The organism is Streptomyces griseobrunneus (assembly GCF_046713465.1).
GTDB lineage: Bacteria > Actinomycetota > Actinomycetes > Streptomycetales > Streptomycetaceae > Streptomyces > Streptomyces microflavus.
On record NZ_CP177080.1, the window covers coordinates 2,305,700 to 2,331,450 of the forward strand.

Sequence of the window (25,751 nt, forward strand, 5' to 3'; positions counted from 1 at the left end):
GACGGGATCGGGTGGCGGCGGGGCTAGCTGTTGCCGCCGGTGAAGTAGTTCTGCAGGCCCGGGACCCTGAGCGAGCCGCCGAACTGGCCGGCCTGGACCACCTTGACCTTGGTGAAGAAGGCGAAGGGGACGTTCAGGGGCGGCGGGGTCTGCGGGTTGAAGGTGATCGGGATGAGGCCGAAGAGGTTGCCCTTCAGCTCCTCCGTGTACATCGTCACCGTGCCGTTGCGGATCGTCGACGTGGAGCCGGGACGCGACGTGACATGGCCCGTCGTGCCCACCGGGCCGGTGGTGAGCTGGTGGAGGTCCTTGATGTCGATGGAGCTGGCGGTGAACTTCAGCACCTTCTTGATGGAGCCGTCCGCCTTCTTCACCTCGACGATGCCTTTGTAGTCCAGGCCGTTGAGCGTGAGCAGCGAGGACTCCAGGATCCACGGGTCGGTCGGGAGCAGCGGGATGCCGGGCTCCAGGGACGCCGCGGCGAGCGCCTCCGGGTCGGGCTCGGGGCAGGGGAAGCGGGGCTTGGCGCCGTCCGGGATGTCCTCGTCCTTCTTGGGGTCGAGTCCCTTGACGTCGTCGTCGAGCTCCTTGACGTCCTTGCCCGCCTTCTCGGCGGCCTCACGAATGGCGTCGGCCGTCTTTCCGGCCTCTTCCTTCGCCTTGTCGGAGGCGTCCTCGGCGGGGTCCTTCTCCGAGCCCTTCGGCTTGTCGGCCGGGGTCGGGGACTCCGCCGTGGGGCTCGGGGACGGGCTCGCCGTCTCCTCGGCCTTGTCCTTGCCCTCGTCCGGGTCGAAGAGGTCCTTGAGGGCGTCGCCCAGGCCCAGCGGGTCGAGGGGGTTCTTCGACTTGGTGGGCGTCGGGGTGGCGCTCGGCTTGTCGGCGGGCTTCTCGCCTGCCGGATCGGGCTTCTCGCCGGCCGCCGGGTCCTCGGGGGCCGTGCCGCTCTCCGTGGGCTTCGGGGTCGCGCCGTCGTCCTGGCCCGGCTCCTCGCCCTGGCCCTGCTCGTCCGTGGGCGTCGCCGACGGGGTCGGGGTGGCCTTCGGGGACTCGGACTCGCTCGGCTCGTCGGACCGGGTGACGCACGGTCCCGGTGCGAAGGGGATGTCGGAGTTGCCGTCGGCCATGGCGAGCTTGGGGGTGAGACCCATGCCGACGAAGACCGCGGTCGGCATCGCGGCGAGTGCGAACGCCTTCTTGCCGCTCGGCATGTGCAACTTGGTCAGCAGCGACTTCTTGGGGGCCGCGTGGCGGGGGCCCCTGCGCTCGCGGAGGTCGTCGCCGGGGTACGTGTTCGGCTGCTGTTTCTCGTCACCCCGCACGATGTGTCCCCCCGTCGTACCCGGAGGCCGTGTCGTACGTGGAGGCCGTGCCGTGGTCGCCCGGCTGCGGCGGAACGGTCGCGCCGTGCAGGGCCCCCTCGGCGTACTCGCTCTCCGGCTGCTGCTTGTCCAGCGGCGCGGTGCGCGGGGCCTCCTCCTCGGGCTGCGGCTCGCCCGGCGCCCAGGAAATGGACAGGGCTCCGCCGATGAGCGCGAGGAGGAATCCGATCACGAAGCCGCCGATGTTGGCGACAGGTATGGAGATCAGCGCGAGGAGAATGGCCGCGACACCGGCGAAGACCCGGACGATGCTGTGGAACCACATCGTCAGGCCCAGCGTGATGAGCAGGACCCCGATGATCAGGGATCCGGCGCCGGCCGTGGTGGACATCGCCAGCGTCATATTGCCGAGCTGGAGATCGGCGTACGGGAAGTAGGCGATGGGCGCACCGCCCAGCATGGTGAACAGACCCGCCCAGAACGGCCGGTTACCCCGCCAGGTACGGAATCCCCGCCGGTAGACGGTGAGGTTGTGCTTGTTCTGCCCTGTGGACTCGGGGCTCATGGAAAACAGCTCCCTGGAACCGGTACTGCTGTGAGAAGAGAAAGGGTGGGCGGCCGGAAGCCCTGCCGGGTCGCCCCGGCCACCCGGGCGAGTGCCTAGAAGCACTCCTCGACGCCCTTGTGCAGCTTCAGGCTCAGGTTGCTCAGCTTGAAGGTGCCGGCGGTGGTCGCCCACGCCGTCTGCTCCACGTCGGTCAGGGTGGCCTTCTTGGCCCGCTGACCGAAGCCGTGCGGGTTGACCTGCTTCTCGGTCCCGGGCTGGATGCCCGGCCCACCGAGGTCCTGGGCCGCGACACCGATGTCCATGCTCTCGAAGTAGGCGTCGGTGTCGAGCTGCGCGACGTCCAGGTAGAGGTTGGTCGCGACGACCGGGTTCTTCGGGTCCGTACCGGCCGTCAGCTTCAGGCTGACGTTGCCGATGCCGAAGGGCACCTTGGGCGTGACCACCGACTGGCACATGTTGGTGATCGTGGCCTTGCTGAAGCCCGACACCGCGACCGGGTGCGCGGCTTCCTTGCCGTCAAGGCTCTTGCCGACAGCGACGCTGCCGTACTGGACGAAGTCCTCGCCCACCAGCTTGTCGGTCCTGACCTTGAAGCTCTGGCCGGACACCGCGAAGGACGCGGCGAGCGCACCCTGTGCGAGACCGACACCCACCGCTGCGGTCGCGACGACGCTCGGCACCATGACCAGAGCGAAACGCTTCCATCTCGTCCCACCGCGAACCTGGGAACTCATAACTTGCTCCTTCTTCTCGGACGTACATCTCCGGCCGGGTGCGAGACCCGGCCTGGGATGGGAGAAGTGCTACGTCCTCGGGAAGGAGAGCGCCCGCAGACGGAGACATGTACCGCATCCGCTGCACCGGCGTTCACCCCCGAGCGACAACCACTGGCTGCACGGTGTGTGCAGCCGGTCGGACAGGCCCCGTCTGTCGGCGGGAACCCCCCTGTCCACGGCCGGCGCCACTGCCGCCGGCCCACTCGGTGGGGACCCAACAGACCCTCCCGCACCGGCTGGAGGCCGGGCTGAAGGTATGGGACCGAGCGTGGCCGATCGTGGTGCATTCGGGGCCGCCGCACAAGGGGGTTCGTTACTTGCCAGTAACGACCTGATAACCACGCCGCGACCGGGCGACATCATTCGGCCACACAGGGTGGCACGAAAGGGACATCAAAATGGCGGGAAACTCAACAGAAACGGGACAGAGCAACCCCGCCGACTTACTGCCAGTAACAGCAGTTCTCATTGTCAAGTTTTAGTAAAGCAGGGATGTCTCTTAGCGTTCGGACAGCAAGACGGCCGTGATCCCCGAGAGGTGTCACGGCCGTCTTGTCACATCGGAACAATCAGCTCACGATCAGAACAGCACGCGCGCCAGCGCGGTGCGGGCGGCGGTGACCCGGGGGTCGTCCGGGCCGATCACCTCGAAGAGTTCCAGCAGCCGCAGCCGGGCGGTGTTCCGCTCGTCGCCGGTGTTGCGGCGGACCGCCTCGACCAGCCGGCTGAACGCGTCCTCGACATGGCCGCCGACCAGATCCAGGTCGGCGGCGGCGACCTGGGCGTCCACATCGCCCGGGTTGTCCGCCGCGTCCTTGCGGACCGCCTGCGGGTCCATCGTCTGCACGCGGGCCAGCAACTCCGCCTGGGCCAGGCCGAGCTTGGCCTCCGGGTTGGCCGGGTCGTCGGTGAGCACGTTCTTGTACGCCTGCACGGCGCCGCCGAAGTCATTGGCGTCGAGAGCCGAAGCGGCGGCCTCCAGCAGGGCGTCGTACGGGCCGGCCGGCACCTCGGCCGGGGCCGCTTCCTGCACCCCGTCGGGGTCGACGGCGATCCCGTTGAGACCGAACCGCTCCTCACCGACCTGGATCAGCTGGTCCAGCGTCTCGCGGATCTGGGCCTCGGGGGCCGCGCCCTGGAAGAGCGGGAGGGCCTGCCCGGCGACGACGGCGAAGACCGCCGGGATGCCCTGGATGCCGAACTGCTGCATCAGCATCTGGTTGGCGTCGACATCGACCTTGGCCAGCAGGAAGCGGCCGTTGTACTCGACGGCCAGGCGTTCCAGCAGGGGGCCCAGCTGCTTGCACGGCTCGCACCACTCGGCCCAGAAGTCGATGACGACGGGTACTTCGGCGGAGCGCTGGAGGACATCGCGCTCGAAGCCTGCTTCATCGACGTCGATCACCAGGGCGGCGGGCGCCACGGCACCGGCGCCTCCTGTACGGGCGGCCTGCGCACGGGCCTGCTCCGCCTTGGCCTTGGCCTCGCCGGCCGCCTTGACAGCGGCGAGGTCGACGACGCCGCTCATGGACATGTTCCTAGGCTGCATACGTACATCCTCCCCCCTGAGCACACCGTTCCGGAAAGCGATGCGGGAACCGGACCCGTCCGCGGCACCGGCCGGCGTGCCGGGCGGGCGGACAGAGACGGTCCCGGGGGCCCCGAAGGACCCCGGCGGGGCTCCGAAAAGACCCCGGTGAAACGGAGACGGGCCCCTGAAAGACCCGGGTGGAACTTCCGGATCCCCATCCGGCCGGTCCGTGCGGCTCCGGGTCCCCACCCGGCGCCTGGGGTCTTCGTGAAGACCCCGGTGGCTGTCGCTCGTTCGTGGCGTACGGGAGCGGGCTGACCGCCTTCCTTACGCTACGACCCGTAGCGTAACTGCCGACCGGCCCCCCGGGACAGGCCACCCCGGTGATCTGTCTCACGGACACCGGGGTGGAACGACCATCCCTACCGGCCGGTATGGTCGCCGCATCATGAGGCACACCGACCCCCGAACCCCCCGAACAGGACGTCCGCGCTCCACCGCGGCCGACACCGCGATCCTGGAGGCGACGCGTGCGTCCCTGGTCGATCTCGGCTGGTCGAAGCTGACCATGGGCGATGTGGCGACGCGGGCGGGGGTCGCCAAGACGACCCTCTACCGCCGCTGGGCGGGCAAGAACGAGCTGGTCGTGGACGCGGTGGCCGTGCTCTTCGACGAGCTGGAGCTCCCCGACCGGGGCAGCCTCGCCGCCGATGTGCAGGGCGTGGTGCTCCAGTTCGCCACCCTGCTGGAGCGGCCGGAGACCCGGACCGCGCTGATGGCGGTGGTCGCCGAGTCCACCCGCGACGACTCGCTGCGCCGCCGGATCCGGTCGGCCATCGTGGACCGCCAGAAGCGGCTGGTGCTGCTCGGCCGGGAACGCGCCCAGGCCCGCGGCGAGCTGCGGTACGAGGACGACGCCTCGGCCGCCGCCCGCAACGCGGACCTGATCTTCGACGTGATCGCGGGAGCCGTGGTGCACCGCACGCTGGTGAGCGCCGAGCCGGTGGACGCCGAGTGGGCGGGCGGGTTCACCACACTGCTGCTGCTCGGGCTGTCCGGCGCCCAGGCCGGGTAGGCCTGGCATCACACCTGGTAACGCCCCGGTGCGAAGAGGTGCAGATGCTCCGCCACCCACGCCGAGGTGCGCTCCAGGCCCTCCTCCAGGGAGACTTCGGGCTCCCAGCCCGCCCACTCTCGGGCCCGGCTGTTGTCCGACAGCAGCCGGTGCACCTCACTGCCGGAGGGCCGCAGCCGCGCCGGGTCCACGACGATCTCGGCGTCCCGGGCGGAGGCCGTGATGAGCGCCTTGGCGAGGTCCCCGACCGAAATCTCCCGCCCGGTACCGAGGTTGACGCTCTCCCCCAGGGCCCGGTCGCAGCCGGCCAGCGCCAGGAATCCGGCGGCGGTGTCGGTGACGTACGTGAAGTCGCGGGTCGGAGTCAGCGAGCCGAGCCGGATCTCCCGCGCCCCTGAGTGCAGTTGGGCCAGGATCGTGGGGATGACGGCACGGGCCGACTGGCGGGGCCCGTAGGTGTTGAAAGGCCGTACCACCGTCACCGGCAGCTCGAAGGCGTGCCAGTGGGAGAGCGCCATCATGTCCGCGCCGATCTTGGAGGCGGAGTACGGCGACTGCGGCTGGAGCGGGTGGTCCTCGCTGATCGGGGCGGTCAGGGCGCTTCCGTAGACCTCGCTGGTGGAGGTGTGCAGGAGGCGGCGCACCGAGTGGCGGCGGCAGGCCTCGGCGATGTTCTCGGTGCCGACGACGTTCGTGCGGACGTACGCGCCCGGGGAGTCGTAGCTGTACGGGATGCCGATCAGCGCGGCGAGGTGGAAGACCGTGTCGCAGCCCGCCACCGCGTCCATCACCCGGCCCGCGTCACCGACGTCCCCGGCGATCATCTCGACCGGGCTGTGCGGGTCTTCGAGGTGGCGGGCGAGGTGGCCCTTCTCCCCGTACGGCTTGTAGTGGACGAACGCCCTTACGCGCGCGCCGCGTTCGACGAGGAGGTCCACGAGGGTGGAGCCGATGAAGCCCTCGGCCCCGGTGACGAGGACCGTGCGGCCGGTCCAGTCGATGGTAGTGTCAATGGCACTGTCGGTGGTGCTTCCGGTGGTGCTCGTCATGCGGTGAACTCCCTGGCGTCGGAGGGTCGTACGGAGGTGGCGGCGAGGCGGACGACGGTCCCGGCGAGCAGGTCGGCCGCGCGGGCGTGGTTGCCCGGGTCGGCCGCACGCCCCATCACGGCGAGCCGCGCCGGATCCGCGAGCAGCGGGTCGATCAGTTCGGCCAGCCGGTCGGAGGTGGTCTCGGCGTCGGGCACCAGATGGGCGGCGCCCGCGTCGGAGAGGACCCGGGCGTTGTGGGTCTGGTGGTCGCCCGGGGCGTGCGGGTACGGGACGAGGACAGCGGGCACCCCGGTCGTGGCGAGCTCCGCGATCGTGGCGGACCCGGCCCGGCAGACGACCAGATCGGCCACCGCGTAGGCGAGGTCCATCCGGTCCAGGTAGGGAACGGCCTGGGCGACGGGGCCGGACGCGGCGTCGGTCCCCACCCCCGCCTCCGCCAGCTTGTGCCGGGTCTCCGCGAGCGCGGCCGGGCCCGTCTTGATGAGGAGGTGGACGTCCCGCCGGTCCCGCCAGCGGGCGGCGAGACCCACGGCGGCGGCGGTGAGGCGGGCCGCGCCGAGGCTCCCGCCGTTGAAGAGGACCACCCGCGCCCCGTCGGGTATCCCGAACGCGCGCCGGGCCTCCTCGCGCAGGGCCGGCCGGTCCAGGGCGGCCAGCGAGGCGGCGATCGGCATGCCGACGGTCAGGGCCCGCTCGCCGCCCGACAGATGGGCGCGGCTGCCGTCGAAGGCGACCGTGAGGTGTTCGGTGAGCCGGGCGGCGAACTGGTTGGCCCGGCCGGGGACGGCGTTGGACTCGTGGATCACGCTGGGCAGCCCGGCCAGCTTCGCCCCGACGATCGCCGGGGCGCTCGGGTAGCCGCCCATACCGACGACGACCTGGGCCTTCTGGGTGCGCAGGACCGAGCGGGCCTGGGCACCGGAGCGGAGGAGGGCCGCCGGGAGCAGGAAACGCCTCGCGCCGAGCGCGGGGTCGAACGGGATCATGTCGACGGTGTGCAGCCGGTACCCGGCGGCCGGGATCAGGGTCGTCTCAAGCCCTCGTTCGGTGCCGATGAAGGAGATGACCGCGTCCGGGTCGGCGCGGCGCAGGGCCTCGGCGAGGGCGAGACCGGGGTAGATGTGACCGCCGGTGCCGCCCGCACCGATCACGACGGAGAGTGGTGTGCGCATGGCCGCCACTCTCGGCGGACGGCTTAAGAGGGTTCTAAGAGTCCGGTTTGGCAGTCTTCGGGTATGAGCGGCATTAGCGGCATGCGGAGTACGAGCAGGATCCTGGTGGCCGAGGACGAGCCGGAGGTGCGGGCCGCCGTCGAGGACGGGCTGCGGATCGAGGGGTACGAGGTCCGGGGCGTCGGCGACGGTCTGGCCGCGCTGTCGGCGGTGGCCGCCTGGGAACCGGACGCGCTGGTCCTGGACGTGATGATGCCGGTGCTCGACGGTCTCGCCGTGTGCCGGAGGCTGCGGGCGATGGAGGACCGGACGCCGGTGCTGGTCCTGACCGCGCTGTCCTCGGTGGCCGAGCGGGTGGACGGCCTGGAGGCGGGCGCCGACGACTATCTGGTGAAGCCGTTCGCGCTGGACGAACTGGTGGCGCGTGTCCGGGCGTTGCTGCGGCGGGCCGCACCGCCCGCCCTGGACGGGGAGCTGGCCTACGCGGATCTGACGCTGGACCCGGTGACGCGGACCGGCCGGCGCGGCGGCCGGCCGGTGGATTTCTCCCGTACCGAAGCCGCCCTGCTGGAGCTGCTGTTGAGGCACCCGGGGCAGGTGCTGCCGCGCGAGGTCATCCTGGAGCGGGTCTGGGGCCAGGACTTCGGGCCCGACTCCAACTCGCTCGCGGTGTACGTGGGTTACCTGCGGCGGAAACTGGAGGCGGGCGGTGAGCCACGGCTCGTCCACACCGTGCACGGGCTCGGCTACCGGCTGGACGTGGCGTGAGCGGGGTACGGCGGCTGGGTGCCCGGTGGCGGCGCAGGCGGCCCTTGCGTGCGCGGTTGGCGCTGGCCGCCTCGGCGGCGGTGGCGCTGGTCGCGGTCGGGGTGTGCGCGGCCGCGTTCTTCGTCATCCGCTACGAGCTGCTGCACCAGCTGGACCTGTCCCTGACCCAGTCCGCGACCCGGGTTGTCCAGGAGAACCGGGGCGAGGGGCCGCAGATCATCGCCGGTGAGTGCCGGTTCCTCTCCGCGCCCGCCTGCGCCCAGGTCGTCCCGGCCGACCCGGCGGCGGACCCGGAGGCCGCTCATCTACTGCCCGTCTCCGCCCCCGTACGGGAGGTGGCGGCGGGGACGAGGGCCCCGTACTTCAGCAATGTCACCCGCTTCGGCCAGTCGCTGCGGATGCTGACGACCCCGTTCGGGGAGGGGCGGGCGCTCCAGGTGGCGCTGCGCGCGGACCCGGTGGAGAAGGGCGTGCGGCAGGCGGCCGTGCTGCTCGCGGCGGTCGGCGGGGCGGGCGTGCTGCTGGCGGGGCTGCTCGGGTACGCGGTCTCGCGCACGGGCCTGGCCCCGGTGGCCCGGCTGACCTCGACCGCCGAGCGGATCGCGGCGACCCGGGACCCGCGCCACCGCATCGAGCTGCCGCCGGGTCCGCCGGGGCGGCAGGACGAGGTGACCCGGCTGGCGGCCAGCTTCAACACGATGCTCGGGGAGCTGGAGCAGTCGGTGAGCGCCCAGCGCCGGCTGGTCGCGGACGCCTCGCACGAGCTGCGGACACCGCTGACGGCTCTGCGCACCAACGCGGAGCTGCTGGCCCGCGCGGACCGGCTGACGCCCGCGCAGCGCGAACGGGCCTCGGGGGCGCTGGGGCGGCAGATCCGGGAGGTGACCGGGCTGGTGAACGACCTGATCGAACTGGCCCGGGACGAGGAGCCGCTGCCGCTCCTGGAGGAGGTCCGGATCGCGGATCTCGCGGAGCACGCGGTGGCCACGGCCCGTACGCACTGGCCCCGGATCCGGTTCGAGCTGGAGGTGGGGCCGGGCGCGGTGGCGGCGGTCCGGCCCGGGGTCCCGGCGCGTCTGACCCGGCTGCTGACAAACCTGCTGGACAACGCGGCGAAGTTCAGCCCGGTGGACGCGCCGGTGGAGGTGGCACTGAGCGCGTACGGGGGCCGGCTGGAGCTGACCGTCCGGGACCACGGGCCGGGGGTCGCGCCCGAGGACCTCCCGTACGTCTTCGACCGCTTCTACCGTGCCGAGGCCGCCCGTGCCCTGCCCGGCTCGGGGCTGGGGCTGGCGATGGCCCAGCAGATCGCCCGCGCGCACGGGGCGGAGCTGACGGCACGGGCGGCGCCGGGCGGCGGGGCGCTGTTCACGGTGGTGTTCGGAACGGGCGGCGACCCGGTGGGAAGCCACCGGGCCACCTGACGAAGGGCCTCAGAACCCCGGCGGCTCCGTGTAGGTGCCCCACTCCTCGCGCAGCGCCTCGCAGATCTCGCCGAGCGTGGCCTCGGCCCGTACCGCGTCCAGCATCGGCGCGATCATGTTCGAGCCGTCGCGGGCGGCAGCGAGCATCGCGTCCAGGGCGGCCGTCACCTTCGCGGAGTCGCGGGCGGCCTTGCGCGCGGTGAGCTGGCTGACCTGGTCGCGCTCGACCTCGTGGCTGACCCGGAGGATCTCCAGGTCGCCGGTGACCGAGCCGTGGTGGACGTTGACGCCGACGACCCGCTTGTCGCCCTTCTCCAGGGCCCGCTGGTACTGGAAGGCGGACTCGGCGATCTCGCCGGTGAACCAGCCGTCCTCGATACCGCGCAGGATGCCGGAGGTCATCGGCCCGATGGGATGCTGCCCGTCGGGGTGGGCCCGGGTGCCGCGCTCCTTGATCTGGTCGAAGATCTTCTCGGCCTCGGCCTCGATCCGGTCGGTGAGCTGCTCGACGTACCAGGAGCCGCCCAGCGGGTCGGCCACATTGGCGACACCGGTCTCCTCCATCAGCACCTGCTGGGTGCGCAGGGCGATCTCGGCGGCCTGCTCGGAGGGGAGTGCGAGGGTCTCGTCCAGGGCGTTGGTGTGGAGCGAGTTGGTGCCGCCGAGGACGGCGGAGAGCGCCTCCACGGCCGTGCGTACGACGTTGTTGTACGGCTGCTGCGCGGTGAGCGAGACCCCGGCGGTCTGGGTGTGGAAGCGGAGCCACTGCGCCTTGTCGGTCTCGGCGCCGTACGTCTCCTTCATCCAGCGGGCCCAGATCCGGCGGGCGGCGCGGAACTTGGCGATCTCCTCGAAGAAGTCGAGGTGCGCGTCGAAGAAGAAGGAGAGACCGGGGGCGAAGGTGTCGACGTCCATGCCCCGGGAGAGGCCGAGCTCCACATAGCCGAAGCCGTCCGCGAGGGTGTACGCCAGCTCCTGCGCGGCCGTCGCCCCGGCCTCACGGATGTGGTAGCCAGAGACGGAGAGCGGCTTGTAGGCGGGGATGGAGCGGGCGCAGTGCTCCATCAGGTCGCCGATGAGGCGCAGGTGGGGCTCGGGCTGGAAGAGCCACTCCTTCTGCGCGATGTACTCCTTGAAGATGTCGGTCTGCAGCGTGCCGTTGAGCACCCCCGGGTCGATGCCCTGGCGCTCGGCGGCGACCAGGTACATGCAGAAGACGGGGACGGCGGGGCCGCTGATCGTCATCGAGGTGGTGACGTCACCGAGGGGGATGTCCTTGAACAGGATCTCCATGTCGGCGGCGGAGTCGATGGCGACCCCGCAGTGGCCCACCTCGCCGAGCGAGCGGGACTCGTCGGAGTCGCGGCCCATCAGGGTCGGCATGTCGAAGGCGACGCTGAGACCGCCGCCGCCCGCGGCGAGGATCATCTTGTAGCGCTCGTTGGTCTGCTCGGCGTTGCCGAAGCCGGCGAACTGGCGGATGGTCCAGGTGCGGCCCCGGTAGCCGGTCGGGTGCAGCCCTCGGGTGAAGGGGTACTCCCCCGGCCAGCCGATCCGCTCGAATCCCTCGTACGTGTCGCCGGGGCGGGGCCCGTACGCGGGCTCCACCGGGTCCCCGGAGAGCGTGGTGAAGTCCGCGTCGCGCTTGCGGGCCTTGTCGTAACGGGCCTGCCAGCGGAGGCGGCCTTCCTCGATCGCGTCAGCGTCCATGCTTCGAATTTACTAGGACGTCCTAGTAAATGTCGATGGCAAACCGCCCGGCGCTTTCGCGCGGGGCGGTCGGGTCAGGCCTGAGCGGGCGCCGGAGCGGGCTTGGTGACCAGCGCCCGGGCCTCGCGGCTGACCTTCGGCTCGACGAAGAAGGAGGCGAAGGGGATGCAGCCGGCGGCCAGCACCCACAGGAGCTTGCCGAACGGCCACTTCGCCTTGGAGCCGAGGTCGAAGGCGAAGATGACGTAGACGATGAACAGCACGCCGTGGACCTGGGAGATCAGCATGGTGTCGCCGGTCTCGAAACCGTACTTCGCGATGATCGCCACCGTGAAGACGAGCAGCCAGATCGCGGTGACGTAAGCCATCACCCGGTAGCGGGTGAGCACGTTCTGTTTCATGCACACGAGCGTAACCGGGCGCCCGGGGCGATCTACGCGCGGGCCCGCCGTTACGGAGGCGGCGCGCTCACGCCTCGTCGAAGTCCTGCGCCGCCACGCGCAGCGGCCGGAGCATGGCGAAGATCTCCGCGCACTCCTCGGAGTCGTAAACCCCGAGCCCGAAGTCCATCGCGACCAGGTCCTCGGTGGCCGACTCGACGACCTCGCGCCCCTTGTCGGTGATGGAGGCGAGCGTGCCGCGGCCGTCGTTGGGGTTGGGGCGCTTGCTCACCAGGCCGGACTTCACCAGCCGGTCCACGGTGTTGGTGACCGAGGTGGGATGCACCATCAGCCGCTCCCCGATCTTGGACATCGGCAGCTCACCGGCCTTGGAGAAGGTGAGCAGCACCAGCGCCTCGTACCGGGCGAAGGTCAGACCGTACGGCTTGACGACGGCGTCGACCTCGGCGAGCAGGATCTGCTGGGCCCGCATGATCGAGGTGATCGCCCCCATGGAGGGCACGGGCCCCCAGCGCTGGTGCCAGAGGTCCTCGGCACGGGCGATGGGATCGAAAGGAAGGCTGAGCGGCTTCGGCACGGCACCGACCTTACCGACTGGTCATATGCCGGTCAGCCCCGTCTCGTCCTTCGGTATCGGACATCTGACCGGGGGCCGTCCTGCGGACCTCGGCGACGACGACGAGCGTGCAGACGGTACCGATGATTCCGGATCCGGCGACCACCTGGTGCACCGGGAAGAACTCGGCCGCGAGCCCCGCCAGCGCCATCCCGGCGCCCTGGATCGTCATCAGCCCGGCGGTGAGCAGCGTCATGGCCCGGCCGCGCAGCTCCGGGGGCACGGCGTCCACGAACCACTGGTCGAGCCCGATGACATAGGCCGCGCCCATCCCGGCCAGCGCGAGGGCGGCCAGGGCGAGCGGCAGCCCCGGGCGGACCACGTAGACGACCAGCGGCAGCAGGCCCACGGCGGCGACCGGAAGCACGATCCGGGAGCGGGTACGGGGCCGGAGCACGGACCCCACGAAGAGCTCGGCCCCCACATGCCCCACGGCCATCGCGCAGAGCAGCAGCCCGAGCGCGGCCGGCCCCGCGCCGATCCGGTCCGCGTACGGGGCGGCGAGCGCCTCCGGGGCGACCACGAACATCGGGGGCAGCCAGAACAGCAGCATCAGCGCCCGGACCCGGCGGTCCCCCAGCACCAGGCGCGCCCCCGCCAGCGACTCCGTCAGCAGGGCGCCGCCGCCCGAACCGGCCCGGGCGGGACGGTCGCGGGTGCCGAAGCGGAGCAGGACGGCCGAGCAGAGGAACGTCACGACGGTGACGGCGATGGCCCCTCGCGGGGAGAGCGCGGTGAGGAGCACCCCGCCGACGCCGAACCCGATGAGCATCGCGCTCTGCGAGACGATCCGCAGGAGGGAACGGCCCAGGACATAGAGGTCGCCGTCGCCCAGGATGTCGGTGAGGGCCGCCATCCTGGTCCCGGTGAAGACCGGCGCGACGGCGGCCACCAGGCAGCGCAGCGCGAGGAGTCCGGCGACCGGGGTGGTGGGCAGCAGCATCACGGCGACGCAGGCCGCGCAGATCAGGTCGCACATGACGAGGACGCGACGGGCCGGGTAGCGGTCGGCGACCCCTGCGAACAGGGTCCCGCCGATCACGTACGGGAGCAGCCCCAGCGCGAAGGTCAGGGCGCTGAGCAGCGGGGAGCCGGTGAGGTCGTAGACGAGGACGGTGAGGGCGAGTTCGCTGACGACGACACCGAGGAGCGAGAGCAGGTGCGCGGCGAAGACGGCCCGGAACTCGGTGACGGCGAAGACCGCGCGGTACCCGGCGGGCGGGGCGGTGGAGGATCCCTGGGACATGGGGAGAGCCTGGGGCGCGACGGCCGCGCACCCTAGACTTTCGGCTGAGGACGAATCTTCGATGCCTGAGCGGGGAGGCCGGTATGCCGTTCCAGCTGCACTTCGGCGAGAGCGACCTGCTGCGCTGCCGTTTCGCGCTCTCCCCGCTCTGGGAGACGCAGGAGGCCGTGCGCACCCTGGCCCGCCCGCACCGGCACGGCTACCACCTGCCCTGGCTCCGGCGGATCCGCGCGGACGCCTTTGCCCTCGACCTGGAACCCCTCTGGCTGCTCATGCCGGACGGCGGCCACAACCCGGACTTCCTCTGCCCGCCGCCGATGGGGCCGCTGGCGACGTTCGAGGAGGAGATCGCGGGCGTACGGGCGGTGGATCCGGAGGTGGCGCGGGCGGACATGGCCCTGGCCCTCGCGGAGCGGCCCGGCGCCTCGGGGTCGGCCGCGGGGCGGCGGCTGCTGGCCGACCCCGCCGGGGCCGTACAACGGCTGGCCGGTCTGCTGGAGCAGGCCTGGCGGGTGCTGATCGCCCCGCACTGGCCCCGGCTGCGGGCGCTGCTGGAGGCGGATATCGCGTACCACTCCCGGCGGCTCGCGGAGAGCGGCTTCGAACGGCTGCTGGGCGAGGTGAGCCCGCAGCTGGGGTGGAGCGGCTCCACGCTGACGGTGACGGGGACGCGGGGCGACCACGAGCGGGTGCTCGGCGGGCAGGGGCTGGTGCTGATGCCGAGCGTCTTCGTCTGGCCGGAGGTGGTGGGCGGCTTCGAGGAGCCGTGGCAGCCGGCGGTGATCTACCCGGCGCGCGGGATCGGCGGGCTGTGGAGCGAGGCCGGTGAGCGGACTCCGGAGACGCTGGCCCGGCTGCTGGGCCGGGTCCGGGCGGACGTGCTGTGCGCGCTGGACGAACCCGCCGGGACGAGCGCCCTGGCCCACCGGCTCGGCCTGGCCCCCTCCTCCGTATCGGCGCATCTGTCCGTGCTGCGGGGAGCGGGGCTGCTGACGTCGAGGCGGTACGGACACCAGGTGCTGTACGAGCGCACGCCGCTGGGGATCGCGCTGGCCGCCTCCACCTGAGCGGAGGCCGGTGGCGGATGGTGTCGTGACGCCACTCTCGGTGACCGTCATGTCACGATTACTGACGTTTCCCTGTGTGCGCCTCGGCGTCCCGTACGCCGCCCCGTATGCGTATCCCGTATCCGTGAGCCACCGTCGTCCGAGGGGGCTGGATGTCCGGCCGCAGAACCATCCGCAGAGTCTTCGGCGTTCTCCCCGCCCCGGCCGCCGTCGCCCTGGCGGCCGCTCTCACGGCGGGCTGCTCCGCCCCGGGCGGCGCGGGTCCCGCGGCCGCCGAGGCCGACCCCGTACGCGGCGAACCCGCACCGAGCGCGGCGTCCCCGTACTGGGTGGACCCCAACAGCTCCGCGGCCCGTCAGGTGCGCGCCTGGGACCGGCAGGGCCGCGAGGAGGACGCGAAGGCGCTACGTCGGATCGCCGACCGGCCGGTGGCGCTCTGGCCCGCCTGGGACGGTCCGGCGCCGGAGATCCGGGCCGCCGCGAAGGCCGCGGCCGGGACGGAGAAGAACGTCCTGCTCGTCGCGTACAACATTCCGCACCGCGACTGCGGGCTCTACTCCGCGGGCGGGGCCAAGGACGCGGACGCCTACCGGTCCTGGATCGGGGAGTTCGCCGACGCCATCGGCGACGCCCCGGCGACCGTGATCCTGGAACCCGACGCGCTCCCCCACATCGCGGACGGCTGCACCCCGCCCGAGCACCACGCCGAGCGCTACCAGCTGCTCTCCGAAGCCGTGGACACGCTCAAGGCCAAGCCGCGGACCAAGGTCTACCTGGACGCGGGCAACCCGGACTGGATCGTGGAACCGTACAAGATCGCGGAGCCGCTGCGGCTGGCCGGGATCGACCGGGCCGACGGCTTCTCGCTGAACGTCTCCAACTTCCAGTCGAACGCGAGCGTCAAGAAGTACGGAGCCCTCCTCTCCGACGCCGTCGGCGGCGCGCACTACGTGATCGACACCAGCCGCAACGGCGGCGGCCCCCTGACCGGGGGCCGCGCCGAGGCCTGGTGCAACCCGCCGGGCCGGGCGCTCGGCACGCCGCCGACCACCGACACCCGCGACGACCGGCTCGACGCCTACCTGTGGATCAAGCGGCCCGGCGAGTCGGACGGCACCTGCCGGGGCGGGCCCGAGGCGGGCACCTGGTGGCCGGAGTACGCACTGGGGCTGGCCCGGCGCGCCAAGTCCTGAGAACCGGCAGCGGGTTCAGGACGCCTTGACCCACTTCGCCTCCGACGGGATGCCGTCGGTGTCCGTCACGAAGAGCATGTACCAGCCGGGCGGCACCAGCGTGGCGTCGTCCGGCACGCTCACGCTGACCTTGCCGCTCCCCTTCTTCAGGCCCAGCTCGATGGAGCGCTGCTCCACGTCCGTGGTGTGCGTGACCGCGCTCGGCCGCATCAGCCGGGCCGTCGCGATCCGGTCCGCGTCGGCGGTCTCGAAGGTGACCGTCGCGCCGCGCTCGACCGCCTCCGGGCCCTCCCCGATCACCGGGCGCCTGTCCTTGCCCCGGTGCAGGGCGGGCGGGGTGTAGACCTCCATGCGCTGTTCGAACTTGCCGAGCTTGGTGTTGTCCTTGTCGCCGTAGAGCGAGTCGGACCCGAAGGTGGCGACCCGGCCGTCGGGCAGCAGCAGCGCCTCGGAGTGGTAGTTGCGGCCCACGGTCGGCTCGGCCGCCTCCTTGAAGGTGTTGCTCTTGGGGTCGTAGGACTGCGCCTTGAGGATGTTGCTGTTGCCGCGGCCCCGGTAGTCCTCGGAGCCCCCGCTGGTGAAGACGGTGTCGTCCGGCATGATCACGCTGTTCAGGTAGCGCGTGCCCTGCGGCAGGTCGGGCCCCGCCGTGAAGGCCGGGCTGGCCTGCTTGAGGTCGATGACGGCCGTGCGGGCCGTGGACTTCTTCGACTCGCCGACCCCGCCGCCGCCGAGGACCATCACCTTCTGGTCCTGCACCGGCGGCAGCAGCAGCGAGGCCGCCGTCTCCAGCTCGTCGGTGTCGGTAAGGCCGGGCACCTCGGTGAAGGTGTTCTTCTTCAGGTCCCAGATCCCTGGCTCGCGCCCCTTGTCCGCCGGGCCGTAGCCGGCGTTGGCGCCCGGGTAGAAGAGCTTGCCGCCCTTGGTCAGGAAGAGCGCGGGGTAGGTCGGGAAGTAGTGGAAGGGGCCCTTGGTCCACTTCTTGGTCTTCGGGTCGTAGACCTCGTTGTCGCCCGGAAGGATCGCGCCGACGTCGTCGAGGCCGGAGACGGCGAGCACCTTGCCGTCCTCCAGGCCGACGAGCGTCGGGTACCAGCGGGCCTCCTTCATCGGGTCGACCGGGATGTACTTCTCCGCCGTCGGGTCGAACTCGTAGGCGGCCCTGATCCCCTGGAAGTCCTGCTTGTCCATGGTGATCTTCTCGGCGAGCCCGTAGGAGTTGTCGGCCGCCTTGCCCTTCAGGCCGACGATCTCGTACTGGGCGGCGTCGGTCGCCACCGCGTCGGGACCGTCGTTCAGCGCCTCCACGAAGACCCGCTGCTCCGCCGCCGTCACCTTCGTCTTCCACGGCTTCATCTGGCCGCTCTTGAAGTAGTCGACCTCGAACTCGCGCTTCGCCTTGGGAACGGTGACGTCGAACTTGGCGGCGTACTCCACGCCCGAGGGCGAGCGGAAGACCGTGCCCTTCTTCAGCTTCAGCGGCTTGTCCGGGTTCTCGTTCTTCACCCGCATGCCGCCGCCGGCCCGCTTCACCTTGTCGTCGAGGACCTCGTAGCGGGCGGTCCCGCCGGCGATCAGCAGCCGCCCGTCCGGGAGCTGGGCGTGGCCGCCGCAGAAGAAGTCCTCAGGGGTGGGGATCTTCTGGAAGGTGTTCTCCGCCGGGTCCCACAGCACGGTGTCGAAGGTGCCCTCGTCGAAGTTCTTCTCGTCGTTGCCGGAGCCCGCGACGATCAGCACCTTCCCGGTGTGCAGGAGCGCCGCGTGGATGGCGTTGGTCCGGTACTCCTTCGGGATGTCGACCCGCTGCCAGGAGCCGTACTCCGCCTGGTACTTCGGCTGGGCGATCCTGTACGCGTGGTACTGGTCCTCCGCGAAGGAGAGTGCCGCCGGGGCGTTGAGCCCCGCGAGCACGACCACGGCGCCGCCGCCCAGGAGCGTCTTCCTCATCTTCTTCGAAGGCCGGTAGGCCATGGGTCAGTTCCCTCCTGCGGTGGTGGTGGCGGTGGTACCGGCACTCGCGCTGCTGGTCGCCGGGGCGCTGGTCGTGGTGGTGGTGGTGGTGGTCGTCGTGGTGACGAACGTCGGCCCGGGCAGCGGCTGTACGGGAGTGGGGGCGGGCGCCGGTACGGCACCGCGTGCCCGCGTACGCCGGTCCTGCCACTCGGTCCAGGCCCACACCGCGACCGGGGACAGGGATATCGCGAGCCCCAGCGCCGCCCAGGTCCGCATCGCGACATGGGTGTGGTCCAGATAGACGGAGGCGGCGAGCGAGGAGAGCAGGACCGCGGCCCAGAAGAGGTGGATCCGGAAGGTGAGCAGCCGGTCCGGGGAGACCTGGCCGCCCTTGGGCGTGACGACGAACCGGCCGTCGGTGCGCAGCACGGCCGAGCCGAGCGACTTGAGGTAGATCGGCGCGGAGAGCGCGGACATGGCCATCCCGGCGAGACCGCCGGAACCCTCGGGTTCGTGCGGGGAGACGTTGTGGCGCCGGTTCCAGAGGTAGAGCCCGATCTGGAGGGCCGCCGCGTCGCTGTAGAGCATCAGCCAGATGGAGGCCGCGACCTGGGTGCCGGACGCGCCGAACCAGAGGAAGAGCACACAGCTCCCCACACCGAGCAGCCAGTTGACGGCCGTCATCGGGTAGTAGACGAGCATCAGGGTGTAGCTGAGGAGCCGGCCGGGCGGCACCCGGAACAGCGCCTTGCCGTACTGCTTGAACAGCGTCTCGTACGTCCCCCTCGACCAGCGCAGCTGCTGGGTGAAGAAGTCCGTCCAGGAGGCGGGCCCCTCGCCGACGGCCAGCACGTCGGGGGTGTAGACGGAGCGCCAGAAGCGTCCGGTGAGGGGGTTGCGGCGGCGGTGGATCTCGAAGCCGGTCGCCATGTCCTCGGTGATCGAGTCGTAGAGACCGCCGACCTGGCGTACGGCGGCGACGCGGACGACGTTGTTGGTGCCGACGAACATCGGGGCGCCGTAGCGGTTGCCCGCGCGCTGGATCAGCGCGTGGAACAGGAACTGCTGCGATTCGGCGGCCTTGGTGACGGCCGAGTCGTAGTTCCCGTAGACCTGCGGTCCGACGACGAAGGCGACGTCCGGGTCCCGGAAGTAGCCCATCATCCGTTCCAGGAAGTTGGGCATCGGCACATGGTCGGTGTCGACGGAGGCGAAGAAGTCGTAGGCGTCGCCGTGCAGGGCGATCCAGGCGTTGTAGTTGCCGTGCTTCGTCCTCGCCTTGTGGACGCCCTTCTTACGGTTCCACTCGGGCACCCCGCGCCGGGTGAAGTGGTGCACGCCCAGCTCCGCGCAGAGCATCCGGGCGGCCGGGTCGTCGCCCTCGTCGAGGAGCCAGATGTCCAGCGGGCCGGGGTGCGTGAGGCGCACCGCGCCCTTCAGGGTGGCGCGCACCATGGAGAGCGGTTCCTTGCCGGGGACGTACGTGGTGAGGAACGCGACCCGGGTGCCCGGCTCGGGCGTCACGGGTACGGGGTCCCTGGCGACCATCGTCGCGTGCGCGATGGAGACCACGTTGACCAGCATGAAGAGTTCGATCAGGCCGATCGAGACCAGCATCACGGTGTCGGCGACGACGAGCCACCGCTCCCCGTTCTCCCGCTCGGTCCAGTGCGTGGGCCAGACCAGGTAGAGCAGCAGGACGCCGGTGAGCACCGGGGCGAGCGTCATCAGGAGGACGGCCCTTATTCGGTGCTTCTCCGTCGAGAGCAGGGATCGGTACCGGACTCGGTATCCCTCGGGGGCCGGCTCGGTGAGCGGACCCGCGAGCCGGCTGTAGGTGTCGTAGTCGTAGCCCTCCGACCGCACCGTGCCTCCCACTGTCGAACGGGTTGATATCCCTACAGAAGAGGACAGGCAACGGCGTGTCGACTTGGCAGGTCCGAGTGAGCGGTTTTTGATCCGGAGCCGGATAAGCCCCCGGCCGTGTGGCGGCGGGGGCTTATCGGGTGAACGAGGAGCGGCGGATGCCGGACGGGGCATCAGGGGGCGAGGTACCGCTCCACCGTCTCGACCTTCGAGGTCAGACCGTCGGTGACACCGGGCCGGATGTCGGCCTTCAGTACCAGGGAGACGCGTCCCGCGCGGGCCTCGACGGCGGCCACCGCGCGCTTGACGACGTCCATGACCTCGTCCCACTCCCCCGATTGCGGGTAGCTTCGAGCACATGACATTGGCAGCCCAGATCAGAGTCATCCTTTACGCGTACCTGCGACTCAGCCGCGACAACGACGGATCAGCGAGCATCGACACCCAGCGATCTGCCTACCAATCGTGGATGGACGGATCCGAGTTCCAGCGCTGGCTAGCCGAGATGGGCGCAACGAAAGACCAAGTCGAGGTGCGCGAGTACATCGACGCAGGAGTGTCAGGCGCCCGCCCCCTAGAACTGCGTAAAGACATGCGGCGCCTCATGCGCGACGTGGAGCAGTCCCGCCGGCTGGATCGCGCGGGAGTCGTCAGGCGAATGATGATCGGCTGGAAGCTGGATCGCTACGCCCGCAGCGTCTCCGAGTTCCTCCGGCTGACGGCGTGGGGTGAGGCTCACGCCGTCCGCGTCGCCACCACCGATAACACGATCAACACAAGCACCCCGACAGGTCGCATGGTTGCAGTCGTACTTGCAGCACTGGCCGAGTGGGAACGGGACCTCATCAAGGACCGCATCACGGACGGACACGCCACCCGACGCGCACAGGGCCGGTGGGGTGCAGGTCGGGCCCCCTTCGGCTACCGCATCGTGCGTCGCGAAGGGGCCGCATACCTGGAGGTAGACCCCGGGCAGGCCCAGAAGGTGCATGCAGGCGTTCGGGAACTGCTCAAGGACGGCACCGTTGCGGGCACTGCGCGCACCGTCGGCCTGAGTGAGCCTCAATGGCGTCGCCTACTGAAAGCCCCCACGCTGCGGGGACAGCGCAACCACAAGGGCGCGCTGGTACTGGCGGCCGACGGCGTCACGCCCGTCCAGTTCGCGGAGCCGATCATCAGCGCCGCCGAACTGCTCGCCGTTCGTCAGCGAATGCTGGACCTGGCGACGGGTGCCGAGCGTGCGCCCCGTCAGGCAACACCTCGGTGCGCCGAGATGTCCTCGTGCTACCGGTGCACGGGCCGACTGAACGGCGGAACCAGCGACAAGGGTGTCCCCCTCTACCGCTGCAAAGCCGGTCACGTCACCGTCTATCAGGAGACCTTGAACGACAGGGTTGAAGAGGAGTTCCTCAAGGTCTACGGACGCTTCGCGGAGGTTGACATACACCTTGAAGGTGGCAACGACCTCTCTGCGGAGATGATCGAAGCACAGGAACAGGCGGCGCGCATCGGCGCACAGATGGCGACGGCGGGGCCGCTGATGCTCGGGACGTACGAGGAGATGAGCGCCAACCTCGAAGCCGCCTACGCCGCCCTCCTGGCCGCCCACGATCCCGAGGTGCGGGAGGTCGAGATGCCCACTGGGCGGACCATGGGCGACGCGTGGGAGGCGTCAGACGAGGCGGGCAAGACGAGGCTGTTGCGCTCGATGGGGTTGCGCGTCGTGCTGCACCCGAAGGCGCGCGCAGACCGACTGGAGATCGATTGGGTGCGCACTGACCCGGAGCAGGACGCCTTGGACGACATTGAGGCCCAAGAAGCGCTGTAGGACGTCACAGAGAAGCCCCCGCCGGATCCGTCCGACGGGGGCTTTGTGCTGCGCTACTTCACAGGGGGACGCTCCGGAGGGATAGCCCCCTCGCGCCTGACGTACCACTCCATGTACGCCTTGAGCGTGGCTGAGCGGTCGCTGCAGGCCGCCTTGGTGGCGCCATCGAAGTCCGTCCACAGGGCGTCGTCGATGCCGCGCAGACCGCGGACAGGGTGCTTATGCATGTTAGCCATGGGGACACCTTGCCAGGGTGGTTGACCACCCCGCAACCGTGTGCCACTCTTCAGGGGTGGTCAACCACCCGGGAACAGGCCGGGAGCACACCACAGGCCCGCACATCTTGGCGGAGAGCGGGCCTGTGAATTCCCCTGAAGGAGAACCACCATGGTCGCACGAGTCGCCCCTCTGTACCCGAACACCTTCCTCGTCGCCGGACCCTGCTCCACCCCCGCAGAGGTCGCCGACCTGACGGCCCACGCCTTTGACATCAGCGACCAGCTTGGCGTCAACACCATCGTCGCCACGTCGACGAGCCACCTCGTCAGCGACTACGCCGGAGTGGTCGTCGTGGGCCCGTCCCTGACGTCGGGCACCAAGGGGCGTCAGATGGACATCGTGGCGGCCGTCCTGGAGGCGGAGGCGCTGGCGCACCGTGTGCCCGTGATCGCCCCGCAGGCTGCCACGGAGGCGGCCTCCTGCCACGCGTGCGGCCATTGGCAGACGATCGCCACCGTGCGGAACGGTCACGGTGAGGTGTTCTGCGCGGACTGCCGGGGGGCCGCCTCCGGTTGCTCGTGGTGCCTGGAGGACGACGAGACCGAGCCGGTCTACACGGGAAGCGGCTTCGTGCCGATGTGCGGCCCGTGCGCCGACGTGGAGAAGGTGCTCCACCCCTCCCCCTGGAACCTGACGACGTCGGAGCAGACCCCCGCCCACGCCTGAGCTAACCCTGAGTGACGACTGCCCCGCGACTCCCCCGAGAAGCGGGGCTCCGTCGCGTCCGGGGTCGGCTCCTCGTCGACGTCCCGCGCCGCCTCCATCCGGAGCGCGAAACTCCGCTCTGGACAAACTGCGGCATTACTCGCTGGTAACTCTCACGCCGTTACCCCCGCCTGAAATAGGGCTCCAATTTGACCAGCGACCCGAATGTCCTACTTCGCCCCCTGCTTCGCGGGTCAGTTTGGCCAATCTGGTCAAACTAAACGGTATTTTCCTTTTCCCTTAACGCGCGTTAGAGAGAAAGGAAAATACCGTTTAGTTTGACCATTCTGTCCAAACTGACCTAGCGGGCATCGGAGGCCCTGCCCGACGTCGGCCGACGAGGGTGGCGGGGCGGAGCGACGAGGAGCGGGCGAGAGAGGCCCTGTGCGCCCCTCTCGCGGATGCAGAGCCCCGCCCCGGTATCTGGAGCCACCGAACCCGCGCAAGGCGCTCCAGCGGCCTCCTGCGGCTTCCATACAGTCGAGAGCCCCGCTCGTTCGGCCGGCTGACGACCCAAGAGGGAGCGTTGGCGGTCGCACGGAGGCCCGTAAGTGGCCCCTATCCCACATGCTGGACTTTTTTGTAATAGGTCTGTAACAAGAAAGCGGCGTTGCAAGTGGCCACTTCGGAAGAGACCGCAGGTGGGAGGCGTGCGAGCCCGTTTCGACGTCTCGGCGGACCGTCACACGCCCTCCATAACCAATATGAGGGGCTATACACGCGCGCGTGCGAGGCCTCTCACCGGTCACTACGCAGAGTGGCGACCACACAGACCGCAGGGCCGGCTTCAGGTTGTAGACCGAACCGCCCTGCGCGCACTGCGCTCCCCGGCCGCCTCTCCCGGAGGGGGCGCGCATGGCTCCGGCGTTGAGCGCCGACGTTGACCGCGGAACTCCTCCTGCGCGTTCCGTCGACGCGCTCCGCCGGAGCCTTAGACCTCTTGAAGCGCTGCCTGCGGGCGGCGGTTCTCTATTTCGCACATCGGACAGACCACCTGACTGACAGGACATCTTCAGGAGCCAGCAATGATCAGCGGAACCAGCGACGTCCCGGACCGCCCTACGCGGCAGTGCCCCGCCTGCACGCGGACGCTCGTCGTCGACGGCGAGTCGTTCCATAAGGACGCCTTGGCGGCGGACGGATTCACCCGCAAGTGTGCCGATTGCCGCAACGAAGCCGAGCGCCTCAGGCACCGCCTGGAGGCCCCGTACCGGGCCAGGGTGCGTCGCGAGCGACGTGCCGAGCGACGCGCGTACTTCGAGAGCATCGGCAAATACGACGCAGCCTGACGCACGCCCACACAGACCCCTTACGCAGGCCCTTGCCACTTCCAGCAGGGGCCTGAGTCATTTCCAAGAGAGGCCAACGCCCATGCCCAACCCCGCACTTGAAGCGGCGTACGCGACCATTCCCGAACTCGTGGACCATCACGAGCGCAAGAGGCGCGTCGACGAACTTCACCGCACCGTCCCCACGGCCGACGCTCCGGAGATCGCAGCGCAGAAGATCGTGAACGAGGCCGTGGAGGAGTACCTCCGTAGCGGCACCATGCCGGCCGACGTGGAGGCGCGAGCCACGGAGGCGTACACAGCAGCCGTCGGCGCTCACGCCCTCCGTTCCGCGGTCGGCTCTCTGTACGCGGGCAGCATCCACACGCAGACCGTGGAGTCCCTCCGTGAGATGAACGCTCCGGAGATCCTTGCGGCTCTGGGCACTCAGCTTGCGGACCTCCTGAAGGAGGCCAGGAAGCACACGGAAGCCCTCGGAGCCGTCCGTACAGCCGACGAGGCGCTGACGGCAGGCGGGAAGGCAGCAGAGGCGTACACGGCTCTCCGCGCCCTCCTGCCGACGCTCCGCGACATCCGTAGCGGCCAGTGGGACACGCTCCGGCTCGGTCAGCTCACCGGCCCCGGCAGCCCGTACCAGCGGGCCAAGGACAGCGGCTTCGGTGACGCGGTGGGCATCAGCGACGAGACGCCCCGCGGGCAGTTCACCGCCATGCAGAACCAGCGGTACACGCTCGATCACCTCGTCTGGCTCGCGCAGATGAACGGCGTCGCTTACGTACCGGAGAGCGTGGAGGACGTCATTGCCGCGCAGGACGCGTACGAGACCCGGCACAGCGTTTCCGACGCGCCTCCGGTCATCGACCTCTCCCCGAAGGTCATCCCCAACACGCCTGCGCCGGCCCCCAAGCCCCGCCCGGCCCACGGACGCAAGCCCGCTCCGGCGGACATCGTGAACAACATCAACTGAGAGGCACAGACATGCCCGAAGAGATCACCCCGGAGCCCCTGACGGGACCCGTGCTCGAACTGGCCAAGCTCCGCGCCGGCCTGACGGCTGGCCTGACTCCGGAGCAGTCCGCACGGCTCCAGGGCACCGACGAGGCGTCGATCACTGCGGACGCAACCTCGTTCGCCGCGGAGCTGAACCCGACGCCGCAGGGCCCCCGCGCAGGCGGTGCCCGTGGTTCCGACGTCGGAGGCGGCGCCGGAACCATCAACGCCGGAATCGCGGCGTACCGCGCGAAGCACGGCCTGGACGAGAACGGCAACCGCCCGGAGCGTAGGCCCCTGCCGACGGGCACCCGCAACCCCTACACCGCGCCCACCTACACCCGGAGCTGACCCATGACCACCATGATCTTCGACGAGTACACGCAGGCGATCAAGAATCGCGCCATCGAGCTGAGCGGCTCGGCCGTTGTCGTAGAGCTGACGAGCGGCAAGGCCCTGACTGGGACGCTTACTTACGTTATGGGTACGCACTTCGGGGGCCAGGTGTACCCGAACGTGCTCACGGTGACTGTGGCAACCAAGCCGTACGCCGTTCGTCTCGATGCCATCGCGGCTATCGGACTGGGCTGAGACAGCCAGCCCCCGCGACCACGAGCCGCGGGGGCGTGGATGTTACTTCCTCCGCCAGAACACGAACGCCTTCAGCGCGCTGCCGACTTCGGCAATCACTGCCGGCCTTTCGGCTCCCCTGACGCCATGGACGCTGATGCGAAGCGCCCAAATGAACGTCCCGCAGAGGACGACGACGACGAGGAAGACCACCAGGAGGAGCGCGACGAAGGCATACGGAGACGTGGCGAGAGCATCAACAAGCACGGTGGACATTGTGCGGACCCTTCACACGGAGGCTGGAGGTCCCGTAAGAGGGCGCACTCCAAAGCAGTAGGTGACTGCTAAACAGG

25 protein-coding genes and 1 pseudogene are annotated in these 25,751 nt (G+C 70.2%); 11 read left to right on the forward strand and 15 right to left on the reverse strand.

Features of this window, described 5'->3' with window-relative positions:
* Window positions 1–23: 23 nt before the first annotated feature.
* From ACK8N7_RS10025 to ACK8N7_RS10040, 4 genes are all read right to left on the reverse strand, one after another.
* On the reverse strand, window positions 24–1,319 hold the full coding sequence (locus ACK8N7_RS10025) for a hypothetical protein (RefSeq protein WP_403209899.1): 1,296 nt from the start codon (window positions 1,317–1,319) through the stop codon (window positions 24–26).
* Complete coding sequence (locus ACK8N7_RS10030) at window positions 1,309–1,884, reverse strand: DUF6114 domain-containing protein (RefSeq protein ID WP_403209897.1); 576 nt, start codon at window positions 1,882–1,884, stop codon at window positions 1,309–1,311. Before ACK8N7_RS10030 ends, ACK8N7_RS10025 begins: the two co-directional genes overlap by 11 nt.
* A 95-nt stretch (window positions 1,885–1,979) precedes the next feature.
* Window positions 1,980–2,621, reverse strand: coding sequence for a DUF6230 family protein (locus ACK8N7_RS10035; protein ID WP_403209895.1), 642 nt, complete (start codon window positions 2,619–2,621; stop codon window positions 1,980–1,982).
* 622 nt (window positions 2,622–3,243) lie between these two features.
* Window positions 3,244–4,212: a tetratricopeptide repeat protein gene (locus ACK8N7_RS10040; RefSeq protein ID WP_403209893.1), complete on the reverse strand. Its 969-nt coding sequence runs from the start codon at window positions 4,210–4,212 to the stop codon at window positions 3,244–3,246.
* Window positions 4,213–4,642: 430 nt separating this feature from the next.
* Between ACK8N7_RS10040 and ACK8N7_RS10045 the strand changes: the two genes are divergently transcribed.
* Window positions 4,643–5,269 carry a TetR/AcrR family transcriptional regulator gene (locus tag ACK8N7_RS10045; protein ID WP_403209891.1) on the forward strand — a complete coding sequence of 209 codons (627 nt, stop codon included), beginning with the start codon at window positions 4,643–4,645 and terminating at the stop codon, window positions 5,267–5,269.
* 8 nt (window positions 5,270–5,277) lie between these two features.
* Here the strand turns inward: ACK8N7_RS10045 and ACK8N7_RS10050 are convergent, their stop codons facing one another.
* Together ACK8N7_RS10050 and ACK8N7_RS10055 are read right to left on the reverse strand one after the other, a co-directional pair.
* Window positions 5,278–6,318 (reverse strand): GDP-mannose 4,6-dehydratase, encoded by a 1,041-nt coding sequence (locus ACK8N7_RS10050; RefSeq protein WP_500441949.1) that lies wholly within the window; start codon window positions 6,316–6,318, stop codon window positions 5,278–5,280.
* Entirely contained in the window at window positions 6,315–7,493 is a 1,179-nt protein-coding gene (locus tag ACK8N7_RS10055) for a UDP-N-acetylglucosamine--N-acetylmuramyl-(pentapeptide) pyrophosphoryl-undecaprenol N-acetylglucosamine transferase (RefSeq protein ID WP_403209887.1), read from the reverse strand. The genes ACK8N7_RS10050 and ACK8N7_RS10055 overlap by 4 nt, the downstream gene beginning before the upstream one ends.
* 63 nt (window positions 7,494–7,556) lie before the next feature.
* On the opposite strand from ACK8N7_RS10055, the gene ACK8N7_RS10060 reads away from it, so the two are divergent.
* On the forward strand, window positions 7,557–8,261 hold the full coding sequence (locus ACK8N7_RS10060; RefSeq protein WP_500441951.1) for a response regulator transcription factor: 705 nt from the start codon (window positions 7,557–7,559) through the stop codon (window positions 8,259–8,261).
* Window positions 8,258–9,685, forward strand: a complete 1,428-nt coding sequence (locus ACK8N7_RS10065; RefSeq protein ID WP_500441953.1) for a sensor histidine kinase — start codon at window positions 8,258–8,260, stop codon at window positions 9,683–9,685. Before ACK8N7_RS10060 ends, ACK8N7_RS10065 begins: the two co-directional genes overlap by 4 nt.
* A 9-nt stretch (window positions 9,686–9,694) precedes the next feature.
* Here ACK8N7_RS10065 and icmA read toward each other — a convergent pair whose 3' ends face one another.
* From icmA to ACK8N7_RS10085, 4 genes are all read right to left on the reverse strand, one after another.
* On the reverse strand, window positions 9,695–11,395 hold the full coding sequence (gene icmA, locus ACK8N7_RS10070) for a coenzyme B12-dependent isobutyryl-CoA mutase large subunit (RefSeq protein WP_403209881.1): 1,701 nt from the start codon (window positions 11,393–11,395) through the stop codon (window positions 9,695–9,697).
* Between the two features lie 74 nt (window positions 11,396–11,469).
* The gene (locus ACK8N7_RS10075) at window positions 11,470–11,796 is read right to left on the reverse strand and encodes a DUF3817 domain-containing protein (RefSeq protein ID WP_403209879.1); all 327 of its coding nucleotides are present in this window, start codon (window positions 11,794–11,796) and stop codon (window positions 11,470–11,472) included.
* 67 nt (window positions 11,797–11,863) lie between these two features.
* Window positions 11,864–12,373, reverse strand: a complete 510-nt coding sequence (locus tag ACK8N7_RS10080) for a MarR family winged helix-turn-helix transcriptional regulator (protein WP_403209877.1) — start codon at window positions 12,371–12,373, stop codon at window positions 11,864–11,866.
* Between the two features lie 10 nt (window positions 12,374–12,383).
* The gene (locus ACK8N7_RS10085; protein WP_403209875.1) at window positions 12,384–13,658 is read right to left on the reverse strand and encodes an MFS transporter; all 1,275 of its coding nucleotides are present in this window, start codon (window positions 13,656–13,658) and stop codon (window positions 12,384–12,386) included.
* An 83-nt stretch (window positions 13,659–13,741) separates the two neighbouring features.
* Between ACK8N7_RS10085 and ACK8N7_RS10090 the strand changes: the two genes are divergently transcribed.
* Both ACK8N7_RS10090 and ACK8N7_RS10095 read left to right on the forward strand, forming a co-directional pair.
* The gene (locus ACK8N7_RS10090; RefSeq protein ID WP_500441956.1) at window positions 13,742–14,725 is read left to right on the forward strand and encodes an ArsR/SmtB family transcription factor; all 984 of its coding nucleotides are present in this window, start codon (window positions 13,742–13,744) and stop codon (window positions 14,723–14,725) included.
* A 152-nt stretch (window positions 14,726–14,877) separates the two neighbouring features.
* Window positions 14,878–15,918, forward strand: a complete 1,041-nt coding sequence (locus ACK8N7_RS10095) for a glycoside hydrolase family 6 protein (protein WP_403209871.1) — start codon at window positions 14,878–14,880, stop codon at window positions 15,916–15,918.
* A gap of 15 nt (window positions 15,919–15,933) precedes the next feature.
* Here the strand turns inward: ACK8N7_RS10095 and glxA are convergent, their stop codons facing one another.
* From glxA to ACK8N7_RS10110, 3 genes and pseudogenes are all read right to left on the reverse strand, one after another.
* On the reverse strand, window positions 15,934–17,889 hold the full coding sequence (gene glxA, locus ACK8N7_RS10100) for a radical copper oxidase GlxA (protein ID WP_403209869.1): 1,956 nt from the start codon (window positions 17,887–17,889) through the stop codon (window positions 15,934–15,936).
* 3 nt (window positions 17,890–17,892) lie between these two features.
* Window positions 17,893–19,737 (reverse strand): glycosyltransferase family 2 protein, encoded by a 1,845-nt coding sequence (locus ACK8N7_RS10105; RefSeq protein WP_500441958.1) that lies wholly within the window; start codon window positions 19,735–19,737, stop codon window positions 17,893–17,895.
* A gap of 173 nt (window positions 19,738–19,910) precedes the next feature.
* A pseudogene (locus ACK8N7_RS10110) lies at window positions 19,911–20,075 on the reverse strand (thiamine-binding protein); the annotation flags it as partial.
* A gap of 20 nt (window positions 20,076–20,095) precedes the next feature.
* Here ACK8N7_RS10110 and ACK8N7_RS10115 point away from each other — a divergent pair.
* Window positions 20,096–21,565 (forward strand): recombinase family protein, encoded by a 1,470-nt coding sequence (locus ACK8N7_RS10115; RefSeq protein WP_500441959.1) that lies wholly within the window; start codon window positions 20,096–20,098, stop codon window positions 21,563–21,565.
* A 53-nt stretch (window positions 21,566–21,618) separates the two neighbouring features.
* Here ACK8N7_RS10115 and ACK8N7_RS10120 read toward each other — a convergent pair whose 3' ends face one another.
* On the reverse strand, window positions 21,619–21,801 hold the full coding sequence (locus ACK8N7_RS10120; protein ID WP_403209863.1) for a hypothetical protein: 183 nt from the start codon (window positions 21,799–21,801) through the stop codon (window positions 21,619–21,621).
* Between the two features lie 151 nt (window positions 21,802–21,952).
* Between ACK8N7_RS10120 and ACK8N7_RS10125 the strand changes: the two genes are divergently transcribed.
* From ACK8N7_RS10125 to ACK8N7_RS10145, 5 genes are all read left to right on the forward strand, one after another.
* Window positions 21,953–22,510: a hypothetical protein gene (locus ACK8N7_RS10125; RefSeq protein ID WP_403209861.1), complete on the forward strand. Its 558-nt coding sequence runs from the start codon at window positions 21,953–21,955 to the stop codon at window positions 22,508–22,510.
* A 1,064-nt stretch (window positions 22,511–23,574) separates the two neighbouring features.
* A complete protein-coding gene (locus ACK8N7_RS10130; protein ID WP_403209860.1) occupies window positions 23,575–23,838 on the forward strand; it encodes a hypothetical protein in 264 nt (87 codons plus the stop codon).
* A gap of 82 nt (window positions 23,839–23,920) precedes the next feature.
* A complete protein-coding gene (locus ACK8N7_RS10135; protein WP_403209858.1) occupies window positions 23,921–24,805 on the forward strand; it encodes a hypothetical protein in 885 nt (294 codons plus the stop codon).
* An 11-nt stretch (window positions 24,806–24,816) separates the two neighbouring features.
* A complete protein-coding gene (locus tag ACK8N7_RS10140; protein ID WP_403209856.1) occupies window positions 24,817–25,179 on the forward strand; it encodes a hypothetical protein in 363 nt (120 codons plus the stop codon).
* 3 nt (window positions 25,180–25,182) lie between these two features.
* The gene (locus tag ACK8N7_RS10145; RefSeq protein ID WP_403209854.1) at window positions 25,183–25,419 is read left to right on the forward strand and encodes a hypothetical protein; all 237 of its coding nucleotides are present in this window, start codon (window positions 25,183–25,185) and stop codon (window positions 25,417–25,419) included.
* Between the two features lie 42 nt (window positions 25,420–25,461).
* Here the strand turns inward: ACK8N7_RS10145 and ACK8N7_RS10150 are convergent, their stop codons facing one another.
* Entirely contained in the window at window positions 25,462–25,665 is a 204-nt protein-coding gene (locus tag ACK8N7_RS10150) for a hypothetical protein (RefSeq protein WP_403209852.1), read from the reverse strand.
* Window positions 25,666–25,751: the final 86 nt, after the last annotated feature.

Excerpts from the sequence above, each read along its gene's own strand:
- ACK8N7_RS10030 (WP_403209897.1), bottom strand. The coding sequence starts at position 1,884 with ATGAGCCCCGAGTCCACAGGGCAGAACAAGCACAACCTCACCGTCTAC.
- ACK8N7_RS10035 (WP_403209895.1), bottom strand. The coding sequence starts at position 2,621 with ATGAGTTCCCAGGTTCGCGGTGGGACGAGATGGAAGCGTTTCGCTCTG.
- ACK8N7_RS10040 (WP_403209893.1), bottom strand. The coding sequence starts at position 4,212 with ATGCAGCCTAGGAACATGTCCATGAGCGGCGTCGTCGACCTCGCCGCT.
- ACK8N7_RS10045 (WP_403209891.1), top strand. The coding sequence starts at position 4,643 with ATGAGGCACACCGACCCCCGAACCCCCCGAACAGGACGTCCGCGCTCC.
- ACK8N7_RS10050 (WP_500441949.1), bottom strand. The coding sequence starts at position 6,318 with ATGACGAGCACCACCGGAAGCACCACCGACAGTGCCATTGACACTACC.
- ACK8N7_RS10055 (WP_403209887.1), bottom strand. The coding sequence starts at position 7,493 with ATGCGCACACCACTCTCCGTCGTGATCGGTGCGGGCGGCACCGGCGGT.
- ACK8N7_RS10060 (WP_500441951.1), top strand. The coding sequence starts at position 7,557 with ATGAGCGGCATTAGCGGCATGCGGAGTACGAGCAGGATCCTGGTGGCC.
- icmA (WP_403209881.1), bottom strand. The coding sequence starts at position 11,395 with ATGGACGCTGACGCGATCGAGGAAGGCCGCCTCCGCTGGCAGGCCCGT.
- ACK8N7_RS10075 (WP_403209879.1), bottom strand. The coding sequence starts at position 11,796 with ATGAAACAGAACGTGCTCACCCGCTACCGGGTGATGGCTTACGTCACC.
- ACK8N7_RS10085 (WP_403209875.1), bottom strand. The coding sequence starts at position 13,658 with ATGTCCCAGGGATCCTCCACCGCCCCGCCCGCCGGGTACCGCGCGGTC.
- ACK8N7_RS10090 (WP_500441956.1), top strand. The coding sequence starts at position 13,742 with ATGCCGTTCCAGCTGCACTTCGGCGAGAGCGACCTGCTGCGCTGCCGT.
- ACK8N7_RS10095 (WP_403209871.1), top strand. The coding sequence starts at position 14,878 with ATGTCCGGCCGCAGAACCATCCGCAGAGTCTTCGGCGTTCTCCCCGCC.
- glxA (WP_403209869.1), bottom strand. The coding sequence starts at position 17,889 with ATGGCCTACCGGCCTTCGAAGAAGATGAGGAAGACGCTCCTGGGCGGC.
- ACK8N7_RS10115 (WP_500441959.1), top strand. The coding sequence starts at position 20,096 with ATGACATTGGCAGCCCAGATCAGAGTCATCCTTTACGCGTACCTGCGA.
- ACK8N7_RS10120 (WP_403209863.1), bottom strand. The coding sequence starts at position 21,801 with ATGGCTAACATGCATAAGCACCCTGTCCGCGGTCTGCGCGGCATCGAC.
- ACK8N7_RS10125 (WP_403209861.1), top strand. The coding sequence starts at position 21,953 with ATGGTCGCACGAGTCGCCCCTCTGTACCCGAACACCTTCCTCGTCGCC.
- ACK8N7_RS10130 (WP_403209860.1), top strand. The coding sequence starts at position 23,575 with ATGATCAGCGGAACCAGCGACGTCCCGGACCGCCCTACGCGGCAGTGC.
- ACK8N7_RS10135 (WP_403209858.1), top strand. The coding sequence starts at position 23,921 with ATGCCCAACCCCGCACTTGAAGCGGCGTACGCGACCATTCCCGAACTC.
- ACK8N7_RS10140 (WP_403209856.1), top strand. The coding sequence starts at position 24,817 with ATGCCCGAAGAGATCACCCCGGAGCCCCTGACGGGACCCGTGCTCGAA.
- ACK8N7_RS10145 (WP_403209854.1), top strand. The coding sequence starts at position 25,183 with ATGACCACCATGATCTTCGACGAGTACACGCAGGCGATCAAGAATCGC.